The sequence below is a fragment of the Micromonospora sp. DT231 genome (assembly GCF_049847025.1).
Classification (GTDB): domain Bacteria; phylum Actinomycetota; class Actinomycetes; order Mycobacteriales; family Micromonosporaceae; genus Micromonospora.
Genome location: NZ_JBNCNO010000015.1, coordinates 108,044 through 130,831 on the forward strand (window position 1 = coordinate 108,044; position 22,788 = coordinate 130,831).

Annotated in this window: 24 protein-coding genes; 21 read left to right on the forward strand and 3 right to left on the reverse strand. The window is 72.4% G+C overall.

Features of this window, described 5'->3' with window-relative positions; translation table 11 throughout:
• The first annotated feature begins 100 nt into the window (after nucleotides 1-100).
• The 14 genes from ACPXBU_RS29680 to ACPXBU_RS29745 all read left to right on the forward strand — a co-directional run bounded on the left by ACPXBU_RS29680 (nucleotide 101) and on the right by ACPXBU_RS29745 (nucleotide 13,216).
• Nucleotides 101-1,003, forward strand: coding sequence for a tryptophan 2,3-dioxygenase (locus ACPXBU_RS29680; RefSeq protein ID WP_425760761.1), 903 nt, complete (start codon nucleotides 101-103; stop codon nucleotides 1,001-1,003).
• 14 nt (nucleotides 1,004-1,017) lie between these two features.
• Nucleotides 1,018-2,292: a kynureninase gene (kynU, locus tag ACPXBU_RS29685; protein ID WP_425760704.1), complete on the forward strand. Its 1,275-nt coding sequence runs from the start codon at nucleotides 1,018-1,020 to the stop codon at nucleotides 2,290-2,292.
• The gene (locus tag ACPXBU_RS29690; RefSeq protein ID WP_425760706.1) at nucleotides 2,289-3,617 is read left to right on the forward strand and encodes an FAD-dependent oxidoreductase; all 1,329 of its coding nucleotides are present in this window, start codon (nucleotides 2,289-2,291) and stop codon (nucleotides 3,615-3,617) included. The genes kynU and ACPXBU_RS29690 overlap by 4 nt, the downstream gene beginning before the upstream one ends.
• Nucleotides 3,618-3,640: 23 nt before the next feature.
• A complete protein-coding gene (locus ACPXBU_RS29695) occupies nucleotides 3,641-5,122 on the forward strand; it encodes a 2-hydroxymuconic semialdehyde dehydrogenase (RefSeq protein ID WP_425760762.1) in 1,482 nt (493 codons plus the stop codon).
• A 20-nt stretch (nucleotides 5,123-5,142) separates the two neighbouring features.
• Nucleotides 5,143-5,940, forward strand: coding sequence for a 2-keto-4-pentenoate hydratase (locus ACPXBU_RS29700; protein WP_425760708.1), 798 nt, complete (start codon nucleotides 5,143-5,145; stop codon nucleotides 5,938-5,940).
• Entirely contained in the window at nucleotides 5,937-6,872 is a 936-nt protein-coding gene (locus tag ACPXBU_RS29705) for an acetaldehyde dehydrogenase (acetylating) (RefSeq protein WP_425760709.1), read from the forward strand. Before ACPXBU_RS29700 ends, ACPXBU_RS29705 begins: the two co-directional genes overlap by 4 nt.
• Nucleotides 6,869-7,930, forward strand: a complete 1,062-nt coding sequence (gene dmpG, locus ACPXBU_RS29710) for a 4-hydroxy-2-oxovalerate aldolase (RefSeq protein ID WP_425760711.1) — start codon at nucleotides 6,869-6,871, stop codon at nucleotides 7,928-7,930. The genes ACPXBU_RS29705 and dmpG overlap by 4 nt, the downstream gene beginning before the upstream one ends.
• On the forward strand, nucleotides 7,927-8,700 hold the full coding sequence (locus ACPXBU_RS29715) for a 2-keto-4-pentenoate hydratase (protein WP_425760713.1): 774 nt from the start codon (nucleotides 7,927-7,929) through the stop codon (nucleotides 8,698-8,700). Before dmpG ends, ACPXBU_RS29715 begins: the two co-directional genes overlap by 4 nt.
• 151 nt (nucleotides 8,701-8,851) lie before the next feature.
• A complete protein-coding gene (locus tag ACPXBU_RS29720) occupies nucleotides 8,852-9,283 on the forward strand; it encodes a RidA family protein (protein ID WP_393373718.1) in 432 nt (143 codons plus the stop codon).
• Nucleotides 9,280-9,804 (forward strand): 3-hydroxyanthranilate 3,4-dioxygenase, encoded by a 525-nt coding sequence (locus ACPXBU_RS29725; RefSeq protein WP_393373716.1) that lies wholly within the window; start codon nucleotides 9,280-9,282, stop codon nucleotides 9,802-9,804. The genes ACPXBU_RS29720 and ACPXBU_RS29725 overlap by 4 nt, the downstream gene beginning before the upstream one ends.
• A complete protein-coding gene (locus ACPXBU_RS29730; protein WP_425760716.1) occupies nucleotides 9,804-10,805 on the forward strand; it encodes an amidohydrolase family protein in 1,002 nt (333 codons plus the stop codon). The genes ACPXBU_RS29725 and ACPXBU_RS29730 overlap by 1 nt, the downstream gene beginning before the upstream one ends.
• Nucleotides 10,806-10,986: 181 nt before the next feature.
• Nucleotides 10,987-12,450 carry an amidase gene (locus ACPXBU_RS29735; protein WP_425760718.1) on the forward strand — a complete coding sequence of 488 codons (1,464 nt, stop codon included), beginning with the start codon at nucleotides 10,987-10,989 and terminating at the stop codon, nucleotides 12,448-12,450.
• Between the two features lie 75 nt (nucleotides 12,451-12,525).
• Nucleotides 12,526-12,822: an aa3-type cytochrome oxidase subunit CtaJ gene (locus ACPXBU_RS29740; protein ID WP_355032334.1), complete on the forward strand. Its 297-nt coding sequence runs from the start codon at nucleotides 12,526-12,528 to the stop codon at nucleotides 12,820-12,822.
• Nucleotides 12,809-13,216 carry a DUF5130 family protein gene (locus ACPXBU_RS29745; RefSeq protein WP_393373708.1) on the forward strand — a complete coding sequence of 136 codons (408 nt, stop codon included), beginning with the start codon at nucleotides 12,809-12,811 and terminating at the stop codon, nucleotides 13,214-13,216. The genes ACPXBU_RS29740 and ACPXBU_RS29745 overlap by 14 nt, the downstream gene beginning before the upstream one ends.
• Nucleotides 13,217-13,272: 56 nt before the next feature.
• Here the strand turns inward: ACPXBU_RS29745 and ACPXBU_RS29750 are convergent, their stop codons facing one another.
• On the reverse strand, nucleotides 13,273-13,836 hold the full coding sequence (locus ACPXBU_RS29750; protein ID WP_425760720.1) for a Uma2 family endonuclease: 564 nt from the start codon (nucleotides 13,834-13,836) through the stop codon (nucleotides 13,273-13,275).
• 89 nt (nucleotides 13,837-13,925) lie between these two features.
• Nucleotides 13,926-16,475: an aminopeptidase N gene (gene pepN / locus ACPXBU_RS29755; RefSeq protein ID WP_425760722.1), complete on the reverse strand. Its 2,550-nt coding sequence runs from the start codon at nucleotides 16,473-16,475 to the stop codon at nucleotides 13,926-13,928.
• A gap of 220 nt (nucleotides 16,476-16,695) precedes the next feature.
• On the opposite strand from pepN, the gene ACPXBU_RS29760 reads away from it, so the two are divergent.
• The 4 genes from ACPXBU_RS29760 (at nucleotide 16,696) to ACPXBU_RS29775 (ending at nucleotide 19,942) form a co-directional block, all read left to right on the forward strand.
• Nucleotides 16,696-17,322: a DsbA family protein gene (locus ACPXBU_RS29760; RefSeq protein WP_393373700.1), complete on the forward strand. Its 627-nt coding sequence runs from the start codon at nucleotides 16,696-16,698 to the stop codon at nucleotides 17,320-17,322.
• 197 nt (nucleotides 17,323-17,519) lie between these two features.
• Nucleotides 17,520-18,107 (forward strand): hypothetical protein, encoded by a 588-nt coding sequence (locus ACPXBU_RS29765; RefSeq protein ID WP_425760723.1) that lies wholly within the window; start codon nucleotides 17,520-17,522, stop codon nucleotides 18,105-18,107.
• A 79-nt stretch (nucleotides 18,108-18,186) separates the two neighbouring features.
• On the forward strand, nucleotides 18,187-19,386 hold the full coding sequence (locus ACPXBU_RS29770; RefSeq protein ID WP_425760724.1) for a DUF1015 family protein: 1,200 nt from the start codon (nucleotides 18,187-18,189) through the stop codon (nucleotides 19,384-19,386).
• Between the two features lie 88 nt (nucleotides 19,387-19,474).
• Complete coding sequence (locus ACPXBU_RS29775; RefSeq protein ID WP_425760725.1) at nucleotides 19,475-19,942, forward strand: ribose-5-phosphate isomerase; 468 nt, start codon at nucleotides 19,475-19,477, stop codon at nucleotides 19,940-19,942.
• An 8-nt stretch (nucleotides 19,943-19,950) separates the two neighbouring features.
• Here the strand turns inward: ACPXBU_RS29775 and ACPXBU_RS29780 are convergent, their stop codons facing one another.
• Nucleotides 19,951-20,292 carry a hypothetical protein gene (locus ACPXBU_RS29780; protein ID WP_425760726.1) on the reverse strand — a complete coding sequence of 114 codons (342 nt, stop codon included), beginning with the start codon at nucleotides 20,290-20,292 and terminating at the stop codon, nucleotides 19,951-19,953.
• 140 nt (nucleotides 20,293-20,432) lie between these two features.
• On the opposite strand from ACPXBU_RS29780, the gene ACPXBU_RS29785 reads away from it, so the two are divergent.
• The 3 genes from ACPXBU_RS29785 to ACPXBU_RS29795 all read left to right on the forward strand — a co-directional run bounded on the left by ACPXBU_RS29785 (nucleotide 20,433) and on the right by ACPXBU_RS29795 (nucleotide 22,771).
• On the forward strand, nucleotides 20,433-20,978 hold the full coding sequence (locus ACPXBU_RS29785) for a hypothetical protein (protein ID WP_393373690.1): 546 nt from the start codon (nucleotides 20,433-20,435) through the stop codon (nucleotides 20,976-20,978).
• A gap of 207 nt (nucleotides 20,979-21,185) precedes the next feature.
• A complete protein-coding gene (locus ACPXBU_RS29790; RefSeq protein ID WP_425760727.1) occupies nucleotides 21,186-21,761 on the forward strand; it encodes a DUF5565 family protein in 576 nt (191 codons plus the stop codon).
• A 5-nt stretch (nucleotides 21,762-21,766) separates the two neighbouring features.
• Nucleotides 21,767-22,771, forward strand: coding sequence for a PQQ-binding-like beta-propeller repeat protein (locus ACPXBU_RS29795; protein ID WP_425760728.1), 1,005 nt, complete (start codon nucleotides 21,767-21,769; stop codon nucleotides 22,769-22,771).
• Nucleotides 22,772-22,788: the final 17 nt, after the last annotated feature.

Genomic DNA, 22,788 nt, shown 5'->3' on the forward strand with positions numbered 1-22,788 from the left:
TGCCAGGAGAAGGCGGTGAGAGCCGTTGATTCGGCATTCCGCAGGCCGATCCGACCGCGAGATCATGACGTCGGCTAGTCCGGGGGAGGGAGAAGAGATGGTGGATCAGACGGAGCGGCGGGCGCCGAACCGCCGTGCCACGGTGCAGCCGGTGACCCCCGGGCAGCGTGCCGCGCAGGCGGCGCGCACCGGTGGCGAGCCGACCCTGGAGTTCGCCGACATGGTGCCGTACGACGCGTACGTGCAGGCCAGCGCCCTGCACAAGATGCAGCACCCGCTCAGCAGCGACCCGGGCGAGATGTCCTTCCTGATGGTCAGTCAGATCATGGAGCTGTACTTCGGGCTGACCTGCCACGAGCTGCGGGAGACGCAGCGGCTGATCCGCGCCGACCAGGTCTGGGAGGCGCTGGCCCCGCTGGGCCGGGCCAAGCTGCACCTGGAGGGGCTCAACGCCGCCTGGCAGGGCCTGCGCTGGATGAGCCCGGCCGACTTCAACAGGTTCCGCAACCTGCTCGGCGAGGCTTCCGGCTTCCAGTCGGCGATGTACCGGCAGTTGGAGTTCCTACTCGGGCTGCGCGACCCGACGCTGATCCGTCCGTTCCGCCGGCAGGCCGAGGTGCACGCCGCGCTGAGCGACGCGCTGGCCACCCCGAGCCTCTGGGACGACGTGGTCGCGCTGCTCGCCCGGCGCGGCTTCGACCTCCCCGGCGACCTGCTCGACCGGGACGTGGCCGTCGAACACGACCCGCAGCCGTCGGTCGAGGCGGCCTGGGTACGGATCTACGACGACCACGGCCCGGACAACCACCTGCGGCTGCTCGGCGAGGCGTTGAGCGCTGTCGCCGAGGAGTTCGGCGACTGGCGCTGGAACCACGTCAAGGCGGTGCAGCGGACGATGGGCGCCAAGGTCGGCAGCGGCGGCTCCGCCGGACTGGCGTGGTTGCAGCGCAGCATGTCCCGGGTGGTCTTCCCGGAGCTGTGGTCGGCCCGTACCGCGATGTGACCGGAGAGCGAGACATGCACACCCCAGAACAAGAGGCGCACCGCCTCGACGAGGCCGACCCCGGCCACCGGCACCTGTTCCACGTGCCGCCCGCCGATGGCGGCGAGCACAGCGAGTCGGCGTACCTGGCCGGCAACTCGCTCGGCCTGCAACCCCGGGCCACCCGCGACGAACTCCTGGCCGACCTGGACGCGTGGGGGCGGCTCGGCGTCGAGGGGCACCTGGAGGCGCAACGGCCCTGGCTGCCGTACCACGAGTTGTTGACCGCACCGGCCGCCCGACTGGTCGGCGGCCGGCCCGCGGAGACCGTGGTGATGAACTCGCTCACGGTCAACCTGCACCTGCTGATGGTGAGTTTCTACCGCCCGGCCGGCGTCCGCACCCGCATCGTCATCGAGGACGCCGCCTTCCCCTCGGACAGCTACGCGGTGCGCAGCCAGGCCCGGTTCCACGGCCTGGACCCGGACGAGACGGTGGTCCGGTTGCGCCCGCGCGAGGGCGAGGACGCCCTGCGCACCGAGGACGTGACCGACTACCTGGCCGCCGAGGGTGACCGGGTGGCGCTGGTGCTGCTCGGCGGCGTCAACTACCTGACCGGCGAGTTGGTGGACATCCCGGCGATCACGGCTGCCGGCCGGGCGGCCGGCGCGGTGGTCGGTTGGGACCTGGCCCACGCGGTCGGCAACGTGCCGCTGGCCCTGCACGACTGGGACGTCGACTTCGCCGCGTGGTGCTCCTACAAGTACCTGAACTCGGGCCCGGGAGCGCTGGCGGGCGTCTTCGTGCACGAGCGGCACCTCGGCGATCCGGACCTGCCCCGCTTCGAGGGTTGGTGGAGCACCGCGGCGGCCACCCGGTTCGAGATGACACCGGTGTCCCGACCGCCCGCGACGGTGGAGGCCTGGCAGATCTCCAACCCGCCGATCTTCGCGATGGGCCCGGTGCGTACCTCGCTGGAGCTGTTCGACACGGTCGGGATGAGCGCGCTGCGCGCCCGCAGCCAGCGCCTCACCGGCTGGCTGGAGACGCTGCTCGACGAGGTCGTCGCCGACCGGCCGCTGCGCGTGATCACCCCGCGCGACCCGGCCCGGCGGGGCTGCCAACTCTCGGTCCGCATCGGCGCCGGCAGCGCCGCCGAGCTGACCAAACGCCTGCGGTACGAACACGGTGTCATCGCCGACGCCCGGGAGCCGGACGTCGTCCGGTTCGCCCCGGTGCCGCTGTACTCCACGTACCTCGACTGCTGGCGGGCCGCCGCGGCGCTCGCCGCGACGGTGGGGGCCTCATGACAGCGCGGCGCGACGAGATCGCAGTCATCGGCGCCGGGCTGGCCGGTTGCCTGGCGGCCTGCTTCCTGGCCCGGCGGGGCTACCCGGTGGCCCTCTACGAGCGCCGGTCGGACCCGCGGGTCGGCACGGCCGAGCGCGGTCGCTCGATCAACCTGGCGCTCTCCGAACGCGGGTTGGACGCGCTGCGCCGGATCGGGCTGGCCGAGCAGGTGCTGACCGACGCGCTGCCGATGCGCGGCCGGATGATCCACCCGGTCGAGGGCGAGCAGCAGTTCCAGTCCTACAGCGCGGCCGGCGACCGGGCGATCAACTCGATCAGCCGGGGTGCCCTGAACAACGCCCTGCTGGACGAGGCCGCCGCACTGCCCGGAGTGCGGGTCGTCTTCGACCACCGGCTGGTCGGGCTCGACCCGACCGACGGAACCCTGAACTTCGAAACCCCGCAGGGCACGGTCGCGGCCAAGGCGTCGGTCGTGCTGGGCGCCGACGGCGCCGGCTCCGCGGTACGCGGGCAACTGCTCGCGTACGGGTTGCTGCACGAGAGCGTGGACTTCCTCGACTACGGCTACAAGGAGTTGACGATCCCGCCGCTGGGCGGGGACTTCGCGCTCGATCCAGACGCGCTGCACATCTGGCCGCGCGGCACCTCGATGATGATCGCGCTGCCCAACCCGGACCGCTCCTTCACCTGCACGCTGTTCTGGCCCAACGAGGGCGCCGGCAGCTTCGCGGCACTGGACAGCCCGGCGGCGATCGAAGACCACTTCGCCAGGCACTACCCGGACGTCATCCCGTTGGCGCCGAACCTGGTCGACGACTACCGGCACAACCCGGTGGGTGTGCTCGGCACGGTCCGCTGCGCCCCCTGGCAGGTCTTCGGCAAGGTCGGGCTGCTCGGCGACGCGGCGCACGCGATCGTGCCGTTCTACGGTCAGGGCGCCAACTGCGCGTTCGAGGACGTGGTCGAGTTGGACCGCTGCCTGGACGAGTGCGCCGACGACTGGTTGGCGGCGCTGCCTCTGTACCAGCGACGCCGCCAGGAGAACGCCGAGGCCATCGCCGCGATGGCGCTCACCAACTTCGTGGAGATGCGGGACAGGGTCGCCTCTCCGGTCTTCCAGCTCCGCCGCAGGATCGAGCACGCCCTGGAACGCGCACTGCCCGGCCGGTACGTTTCGCAGTACGAGCTGGTGTCCTTCTCCACCACCCCGTACGCCGAGGTGCGCCGCCGGGTGCGCCGGCAGCACCGGGTGCTCGGCGCGGTCGTCGGCGGGGCCGCCCTGCTGCTGGTCGGCGCGACACTCGGTCGAGGGAGGCGCGGATGACCGCCAACTGGGATCCCCGGCTGATGGCCGGTCACGCGCCGGCCGGGCCGCAGCGGCTGCGCAACTTCGTCGGCGGCGAGTTCGTCGACGGTGGTCCGACGTTCGCCAAGGCCAGCCCGGTGACCGGGGAGCAGGTCTTCGAGGTGCTCGAGGCGTCCGAGTCCACCGTGGATGACGCGGTGGCCGCCGCGCGGGCGGCGCTGCGCGGACCGTGGGGCCGGATGGGCGAGCGCGAACGCGCCGAGGTGCTGCGCCGGGTCGCCGACGAGTTGGAGCGCCGCTTCGACGATCTGGTCACCGCCGAGGTCGCCGACACCGGCAAGTCCATCGCCCAGGCCCGCACCCTGGACATCCCGCGCGGTGCGGCGAACTTCCGGGCGTTCGCGGAGATCGTGGCGACCGCGCCCACCGAGTCGTTCACCACCGTCACCCCGACCGGCGGCCGGGCGCTCAACTACGCGCTGCGCAAACCGGTCGGCGTGGTTGCGGTCATCGTGCCGTGGAACCTGCCGCTGCTGCTGCTCACCTGGAAGGTCGCCCCGGCACTGGCCTGCGGCAACGCCGTCGTGGTCAAGCCCAGCGAGGAGACACCGGCCTCGGCGACGGTGCTCGCCGAGGTGATGGCCGCCGCGGGCGTACCGGCCGGGGTGTTCAACCTGGTGCACGGGTTCGGGCCCGACTCGGCCGGCGAGCACCTCACCCGCCACCCGGGCGTGGACGCGATCACCTTCACCGGCGAGTCGGCCACCGGCGGCGCGATCATGCGGGCCGCCGCCGACGGGGTGAAGGCGGTCAGCTTCGAGCTGGGCGGCAAGAACGCCGGCCTGGTCTTCGCCGACGCCGACCTGGACGCCGCGGTGGCCGGCTCGGTGCGGTCCAGCTTCACCAACGGCGGGCAGGTGTGCCTCTGCACCGAACGCCTCTACGTGCAGCGCCCGGTCTTCGAGGAGTTCACCGCCCGGCTGGCGAAGCGGGCCGGTGAGCTGGCGTACGGCTGGCCGACCGACGAGGCCACCGCCACCATGCCGCTGATCTCCCACCAGCACCGGGCGAAGGTCCTCGGCGCGTACGAGCTGGCCCGCTCCGAGGGCGCCGAGGTGCTCACCGGTGGCGGCACGCCCACCTTCGGCGACACCCGTGACGGCGGGTCGTACGTGCAGCCGACAGTGCTCACCGGGCTCGGGTCGGACGCCCGCACCAACCGGGAGGAGATCTTCGGCCCGGTTGTGCACGTCGCGCCGTTCGACACCGAGGACGAGGCGTACGCCCTGGCGAACGGCACCGAGTACGGCCTCGCCGCCACCGTCTGGACCCGGGACGTGGGGGTCGCGCACCGGGCCGGCGCCCGGCTCGACGCGGGCATCGTCTGGGTCAACACCTGGTTCCTGCGTGATCTGCGTACCCCGTTCGGCGGGGTGAAGGCGTCCGGCATCGGCCGGGAGGGTGGCGTGCACTCGTTGAACTTCTACTCCGAGTTGACGAACGTCTGCGTGGACCTGTCGTGAGCCGTGGCGAGGGAGTGGGCATGGAAGCTGACATCGAGGCCGCCAACCGGGAACTGGCCGACGCCCGCAGCACCGGCACGCCGTGCCCGCCGCTGCGTGGGCGACTGCTGCCGGAGGGCGACGTCGAGTCCGCGTACCGGGTGCAGCAACTCCAGGCGCGGGCCTGGCAGGGCCGCGGCGAACGCCGGGTCGGCGCGAAGATCGGGCTGACCTCCCGGGCGGTGCAGGAGACCTTCGGGGTGTACCAGCCGGACTTCGGCATGCTCACCGACGCGATGGCTGTCGGCGACGGGGTCGAGGTGCCCATCGGCCGGCTGCTCCAACCCCGGGTCGAGGCGGAGATCGCGTTCGTGCTCGACAAGGATCTCCCGGACCCGCAGCTCACCACCGTCGACCTGATCCGCGCGGTCGACCACCTGCTGCCGGCCATCGAGATCGTCGACTCGCGGATCGCCGGCTGGGACATCTCCATCGTGGACACCGTCGCGGACAACGCCTCGAGTGGGCTCTTCGTGCTCGGCACCACGCCCCGCCGGCTGGCCGACGTCGACCTGCGGCTGTGCGGGATGGTGCTGGAGCACGCCGGCGAGCCCGTCTCGGTGGGCGCGGGCGCGGCCTGCCTGGGCAACCCGCTGCACGCCCTGCACTGGCTGGCCGGCACCCTCGCCCGTGCCGGTGACCCGCTGCGCGCCGGGGACGTGGTGCTCTCCGGGGCGCTCGGCCCGATGGTGCCGGTCACCCCGGGGGCCGCGTACGAGGCCCGGATCTCCGGGCTCGGCTCGGTGCGGACATGCTTCAGCAAGGGGGGTAACCAGTGACCACTGACGTGGCGGTGCTCGGTTCCGGGAACATCGGCACCGACCTGATGATCAAGGTTCTCCGGCTCAGTGACAGCCTGCGCATGGTGGCGATGGCCGGCATCGACCCGGCCTCCGACGGTCTGGCCCGCGCCCGCCGGCTCGGCGTGGCCACCACCGCCGAGGGCGTGGACGGGCTCGTGGCGATGCCCGAGTTCGCCGACGTCGAGCTGGTCTTCGACGCCACCTCGGCCGGTGCGCACCGGCACCACGACGAGGTGCTGCGCGCACACGGCCGCACGGTTGTCGACCTGACCCCGGCCGCGCTCGGCCCGTACGTGGTGCCGCCGGTAAACCTCGACGAGCACCTGCACGAGCGCAACGTCAACATGGTGACCTGCGGCGGGCAGGCCACCGTGCCGATCGTCGCCGCCGTGCGCCGGGTCACCCAGGTGGCGTACGGGGAGATCGTCGCCTCGATCGCGTCGAGGTCGGCGGGTCCCGGCACCCGGGCCAACATCGACGAGTTCACCGAGACGACGGCACGCGCCATCGAGGTGGTCGGTGGTGCCGAACGGGGCAAGGCGATCATCGTGCTGAACCCGGCCGACCCCCCGCTGCTGATGCGCGACACCGTCTACTGCCTCTGCCCGGACGCCGACGCCGACACCGACGCCATCGCCGCGTCCGTGGCGGACATGGTGGCGACGGTGCAGGAGTACGTCCCGGGCTACCGGCTCAAGCAGGACGTGCAGTTCGACCGGGTCGAGGCGTACCTGCCGACGTTCGGTCGGCGGCTCACCGCGTTGCAGGTGTCGGTCTTCCTGGAGGTCTCCGGCGCCGGGCACTACCTGCCCGCGTACGCCGGGAACCTGGACATCATGACCTCGGCCGCGCTGCGTACCGCGGAGCGGCTGGTGGCCCTGCGTGCTTCGGAGGTGGCCGCGCCGTGACCGATCTCTACATCCAGGACGTGACGCTGCGCGACGGCATGCACGCCATCGCCCACCAGTACACGGTCGACCAGGTCCGCACCATCGCCGCCGCGCTGGACGCCGCAGGCGTGGCCGCCATCGAGGTGGCGCATGGAGACGGCCTCGCCGGTTCCAGCGTCAACTACGGCCACGGCGCGGCCAGCGACGCCGAGTGGATCTCCGCGGCCGCCGAGGTGCTGACCACGGCGAAGCTCACCACCCTGCTGCTGCCCGGCATCGGCACCATCGCCGACCTGAAGGCGGCGAAGGCGCTCGGGGTGACGAGCGTACGCATCGCCACCCACTGCACCGAGGCGGACATCTCCGCCCAGCACATCTCCTGGGCCCGGGAGAACGGCATGGACGTGGCCGGGTTCCTGATGATGTCGCACATGTTCGATGCGGCCGGGCTCGCCGGGCAGGCCAAGCTCATGGAGTCGTACGGGGCGCACTGCGTCTACGTCACCGACTCCGGTGGGCGGCTGCTGATGTCCGACGTGGCGCAGCGGGTCGACGCGTACCGGCAGGTCCTCGCCCCGGAGACACAGATCGGCATCCACGCGCACCACAACCTGTCGCTCGGGGTGGCGAACAGCGTGCTCGCCGTCGAACACGGCCGGGTCACCGGGTCCGCGCCGGTCGGACCGGACGCGCCCCACGGCCGGACCGTCCGCGTCGACGCCTCCCTGGCCGGCATGGGCGCGGGTGCCGGCAACGCGCCCCTGGAGGTCTTCGTGGCGGTCGCCGAGCTGCACGGCTGGAAGCACGGCTGCGACGTGTTCGCGCTGATGGACGCCGCCGACGACATCGTCCGCCCGTTGCAGGACCGGCCGGTCCAGGTGGACCGGGAAACGCTCTCCCTGGGGTACGCGGGGGTCTACTCCAGCTTCCTGCGGCACGCCGAGCGGGCGTCGGCGAAGTACGGCGTGGACGTCCGCTCGATCCTGGTCGAGCTGGGCCGGCGCCGGATGGTCGGCGGCCAGGAGGACATGATCGTGGACGTCGCACTCGACCTGGCCGGCAAGGAGCCCTCATGATCGGACCAGACATCGCGGGGATCGCCGAGAAGCTCGGCGTGGCGGCGGCCACGGCCACCGCGATCCCGCAGCTCGCCGCCGAGACCGGCCTCGACGTGGATACCGCGTACGCCGTGCAGGCCGCGCTGCTGCAGCGTCGGCTCGACGCCGGTGAGCGGCTGGTCGGGCTGAAGATGGGGCTGACCAGCAGGGCGAAGATGGCCCAGGTCGGCGTGGACGAGGTGATCTGGGGGCGACTCACCAACGCGATGCGGGTGCCCGACGGCGGTGCCGTGGACCCGTCCGCGTACATCCACCCCCGGGTGGAGCCGGAGGTGGCGTTCCTCCTGGACCGGCTGCCCGAGCCGGGCGAGCCGGTCGGCGACTTCGCCACTGCCGTCCGCGCCGTCGCGCCGGCCATCGAGCTGATCGACTCCCGGTACGCGGACTTCCGCTTCGCGCTGCCGGACGTGATCGCCGACAACACCTCGGCCGCCGCGTTCGTGATCGGGCCGTGGTCGCCGGTGCCCGACGGCCTGGACAACCTGGGCGTGCTGTTGGAGGTCGACGGTCGGGTGGCGCAGGTCGGTTCGACGGCGGCGATCCTCGGCGATCCGCGTCGGGCCCTCGACGAGGGCATCCGGTTGGCGGGTCGGCACGGGGTGCGGCTGGAGTCCGGCTGGGTGTTCCTGGCCGGCGCCGCCACCGCCGCCGTGCCGCTGCGTCCGGGCGCCCATGTCCGTGCGGTCGTGGAGAAGCTGGGCACGGCGTCGCTTCGGGTCTCTTCGTGATCGGCGTGCGGGCTTTCGTGGGCGCGGCCGTGGGGGTTCCGGGCAGCCCGACCGGCTCCGGGCGGTCAGGCTTGATCCCTGCGCCGGTCGGGCTGCCCGGAACCCCTGACCTGGTCGCGGTGGTCGCGTCGGTGCCGGGTGGGGGTGGGTCATGAGTGCCTCTGGTGCTCGGGTGGTCCCGGGCAAGGCCGTGCCGCGGGGGGCTTTTCCGCACGTCAAGGTCGCGGGTGGGTTCGTTTTTGTCTCCGGTACGTCGTCGCGGCGGCCGGACAACAGCTTCGCCGGTGTGTCGGTGGACGAACTCGGCACCACGAACCTCGACATCCGGGTGCAGACGCGGGCGGTGATCGAGAACATCGGCGATCTGCTGCGGTCGGTCGGTGCGGACCTCGGCGACCTCGTCCAGGTCACGTCGTACCTGGTCAACATGAACGACTTCGGTGGCTACAACGAGGTGTGGGCGGAGTTCTTCGACGCGTCCGGGCCGACCCGCACCACGGTGGCCGTGCACCAGTTGCCGCACCCGCACCTGCTCATCGAAATCCAGGCCGTGGCCCTTCTTCCCTCTGGAGGTCAGTCGTGAGTGAGATCGCCGAGCCGTTCAGCTTTCCGGGCTGGATCGCGGACAACCAGCACCTGTTGAAGCCGCCCGTGGGCAACAAGGAGATGTTCCCCGGCGGGGACGACTTCATCGTGATGGTGGTGGGCGGGCCCAACCAGCGCACCGACTTCCACGTGGACCCGTACGAGGAGTTCTTCTACCAGGTCAAGGGCAACATGCACATCAACCTGATGACCCCGGAGGGGCCGCGTACGGTGCACGTGCGCGAGGGTCAGATGTGGATGCTGCCGCGCAACACCCCGCACTCGCCGCAGCGGCCGGAGGCCGGCTCGATCGGCATGGTCGTGGAGCGGGTCCGCGAGGAGGGCACCCTGGAGACCTTTCAGTGGTACTGCCCCGGGTGCGGCCACCAGGTGTACGAGGTGGAGTTGCAGGTCCGCGACATCGCGGCCGACCTGCCGCCGGTGTTCCAGGCCTTCTACGCCGACGAGGCCGCCCGTACCTGCGCCAACTGCGGCACCCTGCACCCGGGTAAGGGCTGATGCCCGCAGGCGTGGTCGACGTGCACACGCACGTCGTACCGAAGGGGTGGCCGGACCTCGGCGCGGCGTGCGGTGGGTCCGGTTGGCCCTGGTTGCGCGTCGACTCCGAGCGCGCCGCCATGATCATGGTGGGGGAGACGGAGTTCCGCCCGGTCGGCGCCGAGTGCTGGGACGGGGCGCGCCGGCTGGCCGACATGGACGACGACGGCGTGGACGTGCAGGTGGTCTCGCCGACACCTGTCTTCTTCAGCTACCACCGGCCGGCCGACCAGGCGGTGAAGGTCGCCCGGATCTTCAACGACCTGACCCTGGAGGTCACCGCGGCCGGTGGCGGCCGACTGGTGCCGTTCTGCCAGGTGCCCCTCCAGGACCCGGACGCCGCGTGCGCCGAGCTGGATCGCAGCCTGGCCGCCGGGCACGTGGGCGTGGAGATCGGCAACCATGTCGGCGACCGGGACCTGGACGACGCGGGCGTGGTCACCTTCCTGCAGCACTGCGCCGAGGTGGGCGCACCCGTGTTCGTCCACCCGTGGGACATGCCGGGCGGTCCCCGCCTGGACCGCTGGATGGCCCGGTGGCTCACCGGGATGCCCGCCGAGACGCACCTGTCGGTGCTGGCGATGATCCTGGGCGGTGTCTTCGACCGGGTGCCCGACTCGTTGCGGATCTGCTTCGCGCACGGCGGCGGCAGCTTCCCGTTCTGGCTCGGCCGCGCCGACAACGCCTGGCACCGCCGGGGCGACCTGGTCCGTGGCGCGTCCGCGGCCCCGCCGAGCAGCTACGTCGACAGGTTCAGCGTCGACTCGGTGGTCTTCGCCCCGCCCGCGCTGCGGCTGCTCGTCGACACGATGGGGGAGGACCGGGTGCTGGTCGGCAGCGACTACCCGTACCCGTTGGGCGAACGCCCGGCCGGCGCGGTGGTCCGCGACGCCGACTTCCTCACCGACGACCAGCGCGACAAGCTGCTCTCCCGCAACGCGCTGCGCTTCCTGCGCGGCTGAGCACCGCGCCGCACCCTCGACCTGAGCAGATCTTGGAAAGTTTCCGTTAGCGCGGCGAACGGAAAGTGTCCAAGATCTGCGGCTCGGCAGGGCCGGTGGGTGGCAGAAGTCCAGTTGGTCCGTTTTCGGTCGCCAGCGCGTGTCGGCTGCGCGAAGTGCTGACGGCCGGCAGGATGACGGGATGGCCGAGCCGCACGACCTGACCGCGTTGGAGCAGGCCGCGGCGATAGCCCGTGGCGAGCTGTCCAGCGTCGACCTGGTCGAGCACTACCTGCGCCGGGTGGAAGCGCTCGGTGACACCGTGGGCGCGTTCGTCACGGTCACGCCCGATCTCGCCCGGGAAGCCGCTCGCGCAGCCGACGCCGCGCCGGTCGAGGCCCGAGGCCCGCTGCACGGTGTGCCGACCGCGATCAAGGACCTGACGCTCACCGCCGGGGTCCGCACCACATTCGGGTCGGCCGCCTTCCTCGACTTCGTCCCGCCGGTCGACGCCGACGTGGTCCGGTTCATCAAGGCCGCCGGCCTGGTCAGCCTCGGCAAGACCACCACCTCCGAGTTGGGCTGCTCGCTCTACTCGGAAGGCCGGGTCGCGCCCCCGGCCCGCAATCCGTGGCAACTGGCGTACACCGCGGGCGGGTCCAGCGGCGGCGCGGCGGCGGCGGTGGCGGCCGGGCTGGTTCCGGTCGCCCAGGGGTCCGACGGCGGCGGCTCGCTGCGCATCCCGGCGTCGCTCTGCGGCCTCGTCGGCTACAAGCCCAGCCGTGGCCTCGTCTCCGGCGGGCCGCTCGGCTCCGGCGCGTTCGGCCTGCCCACCAGCGGCCCGCTCGGGCGGACCGTCACCGACGTCGCCGCGCTGCTCGACGTCATGGCCGTGCCGGTCCCCGGCGAGCCCTACCTGCCGCCAACCGCGCCGCCGGGCGGCTACCTGGCCGCCGCGCGCCGTGCCGCTCCCGGCCCGCTGCGGATCGGCCGGTTCACCACGCCGATGCTCGCCGACGAGCCGGTGCACCCCGACTGCGTGGCCGCCGTGGACCAGGCCGCCGCGCTGCTCACCGCGGCCGGCCACGAGGTGGTCGAGGTGGCGCCGCCGCTCGGGCCGGCGGCGTGGCCACTGTTCGAGATCCTCTGGTACGTGCTGGCGCTCACCCCGGTGCCGCCACAGCGGGAGGCGGAGCTGCTGCCGCTGACCCGGTTGCTGCGGGCCCGCGGCGCCGAGATCTCCGCCGGCACCCTGGCCGCCACCCTCGGGGAGTTGCAGGCGCAGGTCCGGCTCGGTGCCCGTCGCACCGCCGGCTTCGACCTGCTGCTCTGTCCCACCCTCGCGGCCCCGCAGGCACCCGTCGGCTGGTTCAGCGCCGATGGTGACCCGGCGGCCGACTTCGACAGGCAACGCCGCTTCTCGCCGTACTGCGCCATCTTCAACGTCACCGGCGATCCCTCCGTCTCCCTGCCGGTGGGCGCAACGACCGACGGCCTGCCCGTCGGGGTGCTGCTCACCGGCCGATACGGCGACGACGCGCGGCTCATCGCTACCGCTGCGCAACTGGAGAACTCCAGTGACGGATGGGATCGGCACCCCGCAATCTGGCGGGCCGTCGACTCCGCTAACGTGAATGGTGACGGAGTCGGGCGGTCGACAACATGATCGTCCATCCGACCCGGTTGTTCGAGGTCGTCCTTCTTCCGCCTGGGGGCGTTGGGATTGTCTGTTACCGAGACGTTGCTGGTCTTCGTCGGCATCCCGTTGGCCGCGGTGCTGGTCATCGCCGGCCTGTCGTACGCCGGCAGCCGTGGGGGTGCCACCGGCGGTGGCGGTGGCGCCAAGCGCTACCGGCCGGGCCGGCCCTTCGACTTCACTCCGGTCTGGTTCCTGGGCCGTCCGGAGCAGCTGGCCGACTCGGCCGGCACCGCGCTGACGGCGGGGGCGCAGGCGCCCGCGCTGACCAGCCACAAGCTTGAGCAGGCCAGCGTCGACGCGCCGGCCGGTGGAACCGGAGGCGCAAGTGACCGTTGGTGAGAAGCAGACCGGGTCGGAAAATCCGCCCGAGGTGCTGGACGGGCCGTTCTCGACCCGCCAGCTGCTGCGCATCGACGAGGCGCTGCGCCTGGCCGACCGGGGCACCGGCCTGGTCTTCTCGGTCTTCGTCGGCGGCCTCGACGAGCCGATCCGGGAGCACGCCCAGCGGCTGCACCGCCAGCTCGCCGACCCCGACCGGTCGGTGCTGATCGCGGTGTCGCCAAACCAGCGCCAGTTGGAGATCATCACCGGCCGCTACGCGCGCAAGCGCGTCCCCGACACGTACGCCAAACTGGCCGCGCTCTCCATGGCGGGCGCGTTCAGCGGCGGGGACCTGGCCGGCGGCATCATCAACGGCCTCGACCAGCTCGCCAGCCACGCCGGCAAGGGCTGAGTCCTCCCAGCTACGACGAAGCCCGGTCCGCGTTCAGCGGGCCGGGCTTTCGTGTCTCACCGGGGCCAGGCGCTCGGGTCCAACCTCATCGTCCACGGCTCGTCCACGGTCACCGCGTCGTCCGGACCGATAGTGCCCAGCAGCTCGTAATGGTCGCCCTCGCCGAGCCGATAGCGGTAGATGATCGGGCCGAAGTCGCCTCGCTCCACGCGCCAGTAGTGCGGGATGCCCGCCTCGGCGTAGAGGGCGGGTTTGGTGAAGCGATCGTGGCGCCGGCTCCCCGTCGACTCGACTTCCAGGACGAGCGCGATGTTCTTGGGTTCGGCCCACATGCGCCCGCGCGGTGCGCTTGGTAGCAACACCGTCAGATCGGGGATGAGATTACCGCCGGGAACCTGCACCCCGATCTCCCGAATCACCCGCCAACCGGCGGGAGCCGACTGGCGAATCGCCATCCGAATCTCGTCCGCCAGCTCATGGTGCTCGGGCCCGGCCGGAGGAGTCACGTGCAGGCTCCCGTCGATGATCTCGTAGCGGTTACCGTCGGCAGGCAGGTCGAACAAATCCTGCTCGCGCCAGCCCCGGTCCGGGGGCTGCCACTGGTAGGTCGGCTGTGCCATCACGTCCACCTCCTTTCGCAACCATAACGGCCCGGTACCGGCGTCGACTCGCGTCCACGCCGGCACCGGGCCGCGTACTCCCCTGTTGGTCAGCTCTGCTGGGCGTCCTTCGTGCGGGCCTTGAGCGCCCGCACCACACCGTCGCGGCCCTCGGCGACCAGCCGGCGCAGCGGGCCGGGATGCCCGTCGCCGGCCAGCCACGCGTCGGTGGCCGCCACCGTGTCGTCCTCCACCAGGTAGATCGGGTACGCCAGCTGCGCGAACTCCTGCGCGGGCTCGCTGTCCCGGGTGGCCCACACCTGGCCGACGGCCGCGAAGTACCGCTCCCGGTAGGGCGCGATCAGGTCCACCTGCGCCGGGTGGGCGAGGCCCTGCAGGAGCGCCCGGTGGCGCCAGTTGGGCAGGGAGTCCGGACCGGTCAGCAGCGCCCAGACCGACTCCTTGTTCTCCGCCGTCGGCACCAGCGCGTGCGCGTACGCCGCCTCCCGTTCGCCGCTGGCGGTGCGGTCACCGGCCAGCTCCGCCTCGATCTCGGCGGCACCGGCGGCGCCGTTGGCCACCAGTGCGGAGAGGACCGACCAGCGCAGCTCGGTGTCCACGGTCAGCCCGGCCAGCGTACCGACCCCGTCCAGCCACCCGCGCAGCGTGGCCAGATCCTCGTCGGAGCGGGCCGCCGAGGTGAACGCACGAGCCCAGGCGAGCTGGAACCCGCTGCCGGGCTCCGCGGCGGCGAGCGCGTCCCGGGCGGTACGCGCCAGCTCGGCCCAACCGGTCGGCGCCCAGGCCGGGTCGGCGTAGAGGGTGATCGCGGTGGTCGCCTGCCGCAGGGTCGCGGTGACCAGGTTGATGTCGGTCTCCGCGGGCAGCCCGGTCAGCGCCAGCGCCACGTAGTCGCGGGCCGACAGCTCGGCGTCACGGATCATGTCCCATGCCGCAGTCCAGCAGAGCGCCCGCGCCAGCGACGACTCGAAGCCACCGATGTGCTGCACCACCGTGGCCATCGACCGGTCGTCGAGGCGCAGCTTGGTGTAGCTCAGGTCGTCGTCGTTGAGCAGCAGCACGTCGGCGGCCCGGACACCGCGCAGCTCGGCGAGGTCGGTCCGCTCGCCGGTCACGTCCACCTCGTGCCGTTCGCGGCGCACCAGCCGTCCGTCGGTCAGGTCGTACAGGCCCACGCCGATGCGGTGCGTCCGCAGCGTCGGGTACGCGGTCGGCGCTTCCTGCCGGACCGCCACCTGCTCGTAGGTGCCGTCCACGCCGATCGTCACCTCCGGGCGCAGCGTGTTGACCTGCGCGGTCTCCAACCACTGCGCGGCGAACTTGCGCAGTTCCCGGCCGGACGCGACCTCCAGCTCGCTGAGCAGGTCGTCGAAGGTGGCGTTGCCCCAGGCGTGCTTGCCGAAGTAGGCCCGCAGCCCGGCCACGAACGGCTCCTCGCCCACGTACGCGACGAGCTGCTTGAGCACACTTGCGCCCTTGGCGTAGGTGATGCCGTCGAAGTTGACCTCGACGGCCTCCATGTCCGGCATCTCGGTGTAGACCGGGTGGGTGGAGGAGAGCTGGTCCTGCCGGTAGCCCCAGTTCTTCCGGATGGACAGGAACGTCGTCCACGCCTCGGTGAACCGGGTGGCGTTCGTGTTGCACCAGTGACTGGCCCACTCGGCGAACGACTCGTTCAGCCACAGGTCGTTCCACCAGCGCATGGTGACCAGGTCGCCGAACCACATGTGGGCCAGCTCGTGCAGGATCGTGTTGGCCCGCTGCTCGTACTCGAAGTCGGTGACCTGCGAGCGGAACAGGTAGTGCGACTCGGCGTGCGTCACGCAGCCGAAATTCTCCATCGCGCCGGCGTTGAAGTCGGGCACCCAGAGCTGGTCGTACTTCGGCAGCGGGTAACGCACGCCGAACTTCTCGTGGAAGAAGTCGAAGCCCTGCTTGGTGATCAGGAACAGGTCGTCGGAGTCCAGGTACTGGGCCATCGAGGCCCGGCAGAACGCCCCCAGGTCGATGCCGTCGTGGCTGTCGCGCACCTCGTGGTACGGCCCGGCGCACATCGCCGTGATGTAGGTGCTCATCCGGGGCGACTCGGTGAAGTGCAGCGTCTTGAGCCCCTCACCCGCGGGCTCCTCCCGCTGCACGGGCATGTTGGACACCGCCCGCCAGTGCGCCGGAACGGTGGCGTGCCAGGTGTAGACGCTCTTCAGGTCGGGCTGGTCGAAGCAGGCGAACACCCGCTGCGCGTCGGCCGTCTCGAACTGGCTGTAGAGGTAGGTCTCGCCGTCCACCGGGTCGACCGTCCGGTGCAGACCCTGACCGCTGTTGGAGTAACCGAAGTCGGCGTCGACCACCAGGACGTTGTCGCTGTCCAGCCCGGACAGGGTCAGGCCCTTCTCGGCGGACCAGTCGGAGAGGTCGACGGGAGTGCCGTTGAGCGTCGCGGACCGCACCGACTCGGCGGCCAACTCGATGAAGGTGCTCGCGCCCGGTTCGGAGCAGCGGAACCGGACCTCGGTCGTCGACCGGAACGTGCGGCCGTCGGCCGCCAGCACGGCGCTGGACAGGTCCAGACTGATGTCATACCCCGTCACGTTGAGCAGGCGGGCCCGCTCGGTCGCCTCGACCTGCGTCAGGTTGCGCACTCCCGGCACTGTTGTCTCCATCCCACATCTCGCCGTACGCCCGGCGGCGTCCGTTCGCCTACCGCTCGTGACGGCTGGCCCGATCCGAGTCTTCCATGTACGGGCAGCCCGCGGTGGCCGAGGTCACGCTCTCATCCGGGTGCCGGGCGATGCGCCGCGGGGTGAAGATTCTCCTGAGGCGCCGACCTGTCGGCGCCACCCGTCGCGAAGGGATCTCACCGTGACCGAACGTGTCACCGCCGACATGTGGTTCGACCCGGCCTGCCCGTGGGCGTGGATCACCTCCCGTTGGCTGCTGGAGGTCGAGCAGATCCGAGATGTGGACATCCGCTTCCACGTGATGAGCCTGGCCGTGCTCAACGACGGCCGGGACGAGCTGCCCGAGGACTACAAGGAGTTCCTGAAGACCGCCTGGGGGCCGGTGCGGGTCTGCATCGCCGCCGAGCAGCGGTACGGCAACGACGCCCTGCGTCCGCTCTACACCGCGCTCGGGACCCGGATCCACCTCGGCAAGGAGGCGCGGAACCACGAGCTCTACGTCGCCGCGTTGACCGACGCCGGCCTGGACCCGGCGCTGGCGGCGGCCGCCGAGAGCACCGAGTACGACGAGGCGCTGCGGGCCAGCCACGAGGCCGGCATGCGTCCGGTCGGGCAGGACGTCGGCACTCCGGTCGTCCACGCGCCCGGCCCGGACGGCAGCCCGGTCGCGTTCTTCGGTCCGGTGATCACCCCGGCCCCGAAGGGGGAGGCCGCCGGTCGACTCTGGGACGGCGTGCTGCTGGTCGCCGGCACCCCGGGCTTCTACGAGCTCAAGCGCACCCGTGAGCAGGGCCCGATCTTCGACTGAGACGCGGAGGGTTGCCCTGTCGACGTCCGGCGTCGGCAGGGCGACCCTCCCGACGGCACGGCACCACGCGCGTTCGCTCGGCGTGTCGTGGGTCGGCGGTGCCTGCCCCGTCACCGGGGGACTGCCGCGTCGTTGGCCTGCATGTCCGCCGCAGCGACCCGCAGGGCCGCACCCCGCAGTTCGTGGAGGCTTTCCCGATGGCCAAGCACCGTGCGTCCGGTGACGATCAACTGACCCGTCCGGGGGTGATCGAGACTCCCGGCGCGGCCTACTGGTCGGTCGACGACTCCCGCTGGCCGGCGGTCCGCCCCGACCTTCCCGCCCACGTGGTGGATCTGCTCGCCCCGCCCATCGTGGTCGGCGTGGCCCGGGTTCCGGTGACCTCCCGGCTGACCCCGGTCGTGCCCGCGGCGCCGCTTGCCGGCCCCGCGTCGCCGGTGGCACCGGCTCTCGAATCCCTGCCGCCGGTGGCACCGGCTCTCGAATCCCTGCCGCCGCTCGCGGCGGTGGCCGCCGCCGTGGCGTCGGCTCCGGTTCTGCCGTCGGCTGCCGCGCCGGCCGAACCCGCGCCGCCTCCGCCGGCGCCCGCCGCGCCGCGTCCGGTGCCGACGCCGCCGCTGAGCCCGCGTCCCGTCCCGTCCCCGCCGCCCGAGCGTCCGGTGCCGGGGCCGCCCGCGTCACCCCGCCGGGCCGTGAACACCGGGCCGGCCGCGACCGGTCGGCGCGGCAACGCCGGACCGGCGGCGGGCAGGCACCGCCGGGGCGCCTCCGACCGGGCCAGCTGACCGGCTCGGCACTTTCATCTGGTGGACCCCACGCGGGTCCCCGTCGGCGGCGACACCGCCGCCGGTACCGTCAGTGGGCATGACGGTCGTGCATCCGATCTCCCGGGCGTGGGTCACCACTGGTGGCACCGGCGCGCAAAACTACGACGAGTTCGCCGACGACGCGGAGATCACCGCGATCATCGAGGCGAACCCGCACAGTGCTCTCGGCATCGAGATGCCGCATCGCGCCCCGCAGAGCCTGGGCACGTCGTTCCTCGACGCGCTGCCGGCCGCGGTGGCCCGCCTCGCCGAGGCGAAGGCCGACGGCAGTTACACGCCCGCCGAGGAGGTGGTGGTCCTCTACCGGATCAGCGCGCCCGGCGAGGAGTCGGCGTACGGGCTGTTCGCGATGGTCGACACCGACCAGATCTCCACCCGGGCCGACGAGCCGGGCCTGGTCATCCGCAACGAGGACGTCTTCATCGCCAAGGTGCGCGAGCGGGTGGCCCTGGCCGAGGCGCTCGGTCACCTGCTCTCACCCGTACTCCTGCTGCAGACCGGGCGCGGCGACGAGCTGCACGCCGCGCTCGCGGCGGCGACCGAGACGGCCGGCGCGCCCGCCGCGACGGACACCGACCAGGCGGGCCGCACCCATGCCATCTGGCTGCTCGGCCCCGGCCCGGAGCAGGCCACGCTCACCGCTCTCGCCGGCGGTGGGGAGCTGGTCGTCGCCGACGGTAACCACCGCAGCCTCGCCGCGCAGACCGGCGGGCTGCCGCGCTTCCTGGCCGTGGTCACCACGCCCGCGTCGGTGGCCATCCAGCCCTACAACCGGCTGGTCAGCGAGCTGACCACCACGCCTGCGGAGCTGCTCGACCGGCTGCGCGCGGCGGGCGCCGAGGTCGCGCCGATCGACGGCCCGGTCGAGGTCCCGGCGGCCGGCGGCACCGTGCACCTCCGTGTCGGCGACCAGGGGTACGCGGTGCGCCTGCCCGCCACGGCCGCCGGCGACCTGGAGAACCTGGACCACGCTCTCGTCGAGCGGCTGCTGCTGCGCGACGCGCTCGGTCTGGACCCGGGCGACAAGCGGATCACCTACGTCGGCGGTGACTACCCGGCGAGCTGGCTCACCGGTGAGGTCGACGCCGGCCGGGCCGAGCTGGCGATCCTGATCGCGCCGGTGACCGTGGCGGACTTCGTCGCGGTGAACCTGGCCCGGGAGAAGATGCCCCGCAAGAGCACCTGGTTCACCCCGAAGGCGCGCGGCGGTCTGGTCGTCGCCGAGCTGCCGCGCTGAGCGGTCCCGCACCCGACCGTGTGACGTACCCGGCTCTCCGACGCCGCCCGCGCGGCGTCGGAGAGCGCGGCCTGAGAGACTGCGCGGTATGCGCGTCTACCTGGGATCCGATCACGCCGGTTTCGAGTTGAAGGTGCACCTGGCCAACCACCTGGCCAAACAGGGGTACGACGTGGTCGACGTCGGTCCGCACAGCTACGACCCGGACGACGACTATCCGACGTTCTGCCTGCACACCGGCGATCAGGTGGTGGCCGACGAGACGGGTCTCGGTGTGGTCATCGGCGGGTCCGGCAACGGTGAGCAGATCGCCGCGAACAAGGTCGCCGGTGTCCGTGCCGCGCTGGCCTGGAGCGTGGAGACCGCCCAACTGGCCCGCCAGCACAACAACGCGAACGTGGTCGCGATCGGTGCCCGCCAGCACACGCTCGACGACGCCACGGGCATCGTCGAGGCGTTCCTCAACACGCCGTTCTCCGGCAACGAGCGGCATGCCCGACGGATCGACCAGGTGGCCGAGTACGAGAAGACCCGGGAGCTGCCCGAGCTGCCCTGACCGGTGGGTCAGCGCGGCGAGCGGGGCAACTCCTCGCGGGGCACCCAGTTGCGTCGGACGACAACCACCCGGGCCTCCGCCTCGGCGAGGTCGTCGTCGGTGGGTCGGGCCGCGTCCCGGGCCCGTAGCGCGGCGCTGAGCCCCACCTGGGACGATCCGGAACCGACCAACCCGCGCAGCCCCCGCTCGCCGTCGCGCTCGTCGCCGCCGGAGTTCCGGCGGCGCGGGGGCGGGTCGTCACCGTCGTGCACGCCTGTGGTGCTGGCCGTCGGGGTGTCGGTGCTCCGAGCGGCCGTCTCGGCATCGGGGTGGTGGCGCAGCCGTCGCCGTCGTCGGTCGGGGTCAGCCATCAGCCGACCGTACCCTGCCCGGCGGGCGATTCGGCACCGTCGTGCCGGTCCGCGTCTCGGGCGGGGTCGGCGACCTGTTTGCCGGCTGGTTACCCTCGGATTCAGGCGGTGGTGGTGCCGTCGGTCAGGGGGAGGACGAGATGGCAGACCAGACGCAGCCGTGGGCGGAGCGGACCGTGGAGGTGCCACCGCAGGCCGGCGTCGGGGTGCCGCCGCAGCGCGACGGATTCCGGCGGGGCGTGGCTCCGGTGGGTCAGCGGCGCAGCCCGCGGACCGAGCCGTTCCCGGTGGTAGAGCAGGAGCCGACCGGCACCGGCTGGCCCGGCGAGCAGGCCCCGCGTCGGCCGCTGAGCTGGCGGATGGCGCAGTTGCGGCGCGGCGGCGAGTGGAGCGCGGCGGCCGGGCTCTTCGCGTTCGTGTGCTGGGGGATCTGGGCGCTCTCCGGCCAGGGTGACCTGAGTGGCCCGGTGCTGGTGCTGGTGCTCAGCATGCTGGTGGCGGTCGGCCTGTTCGCGCTGTCCCGGTTGGTCGGCCGGGTGGTGTGGGAGCGGCAGCTCGGCCGGGTGCGGCGCAGCGCCCGAGGCGCCCACCTGGCGACGGCGGTGTTCCTCGTCGGCCTCGGCGTGGCGTGGCTGCAGCAGACCGAGTGGATCGTCTCGGCCTGGAACTGGATCTCCTCGAACTGAGGATCGGGAAACGCCCAGGCGGCCGGCGAGCGCCGCCCGCCCGGGCGTCGGCCTCGCGGCACGCCGCGAGGCCGGTCGTCTCCTCCACCAGACAGGGCCGCCGCATACCCCGCTGGCCACGGTTCATCCGTGCGCGGCCGGTCCGTCTCGCGTCCAGGACCCCGGTTCCTGCGATAAATCGTTTCGGGCCGATGGGACGATGCTCGGGTGAAGAAGATTCCCACCCTTTTTCTACGGAACCCCGACGACCGCAAGCACGTCCTTTCCGAGGTCAACCCCGCCTGCCAGTGGGTCCTCGACGGAGAGGGGATGTCGACGCGAAAGTACGACGGCACCTGCCTGCTGCTCGACGAGGACGGCGTGTGGTGGGCCCGGCGCGAGGTGCGGGCGGGCCGGACGCAACCGCCGGGCTACCGCCCGGTGATGACCGACGACGCGACGGGCAAGACCATGGGCTGGGAGCCGGTCGAGCAGTCGCCGTACGCCAAGTACCACGCCGAGGCCCTGGCCGCCGCGCCGGAACGGCGATCTCCGGGCACCTACGAACTGATCGGCCCGAAGATCAACGGCAACCCCGAGGGTGTACGGGGCCACGAGCTCGTGCCCCACGCCGATGCCGAGCGGTTCGACGTGCCACGGGACCTGGACGGTCTGCGTGACTGGCTGTTGGCGCACCCGCGGTACGAGGGGATCGTCTGGCACCACCCCGACGGCCGGCGGGCGAAGTTGAAGCGCCGCGACTTCCCTGCGCCGACAGCGCTGCCCGCAGCCGAAGCGGGATAGGCTCGGTGATCTTCGACGTCCTCTGGCGTCGCCCGCTGCTCCAGCGGCCTGCCCCGACCGCGACGGCGAGCACACCCGACGGGGTGTTCGTGCACGAGCGCTCGACCCGTCTGGTCTGTCTCGACCCGGCCGACGGTGTGGCCCGGTGGGACGTACCGGTCGGCACCTGGCCCCGCGCGGTCGTCGCCGATGGGCCGCAGTGCTGGGTGATCAGCCAGGACCGCAACGAGCTGCGCTGCCTCGACGTGCGCAGCGGCGAGGTCCACTGGAGTGTCGACCTGCCCCGCTTCACGGCTCATATCGTGGTGGCCGGCGATCGGGTCCTGGTGGGCGGTTGGCGGGGCTACACGGCGCTGCGGGCGTTCGACAGGTGGACCGGCGCCCTGCTCTGGGCCGAACGGCACCGGGCGGCAACCGTGCTGCCGGCCGCGGTCGGCGAGCGGGTGCTCGTCGGCGAACCAGGCGGCTCGTCGGTGCGGCTGCTGGACGTGCGCGACGGCACCGAGGTCTGCCGCTGGAGCCTGCCGGAACCCCTCGTGGGCGGCGACGGACAGTGGCAGGCGTTCGTGGCCGCCGGTCCGGACCGGTTCCTGCTGCGCTGCGGGGCGCGGACGCTGTGGCAGGTCAACCCGGGCGCGGGGACAGCCGGCGAGTTCTTCCGGCACGACCGCGACCTGGCCGCCACGGGGATCAGCACCGTCGGCGCGCTGGTGTGGGCGCGCGAGCGCCACCGCGGTGCCGTCGCGCTGGACCTGACCCCCCGTGAATTCCGTGGGCGGGTGAGCGTCGGGCCGGACGTGGTGGGTCAGGTCGTCCCGGCCGCCGCCGGGCACGTGCTGGCCACCGGGCGACCCGGCATGCTGCTGCTCGTCGACGACGCTGGCCGTCCCCGCGAGCGCCGCCTCGTCGACCAGCAGATCGGCGGGCTACGCCCGCTGATGCCGGGCGTCCTGCTGGTGGCTGGCAAGGGCACGCTGCTCGCGGTGGACGCGGCCACCCCGACGGCATGAGTGGTTTGTCGCCTCCG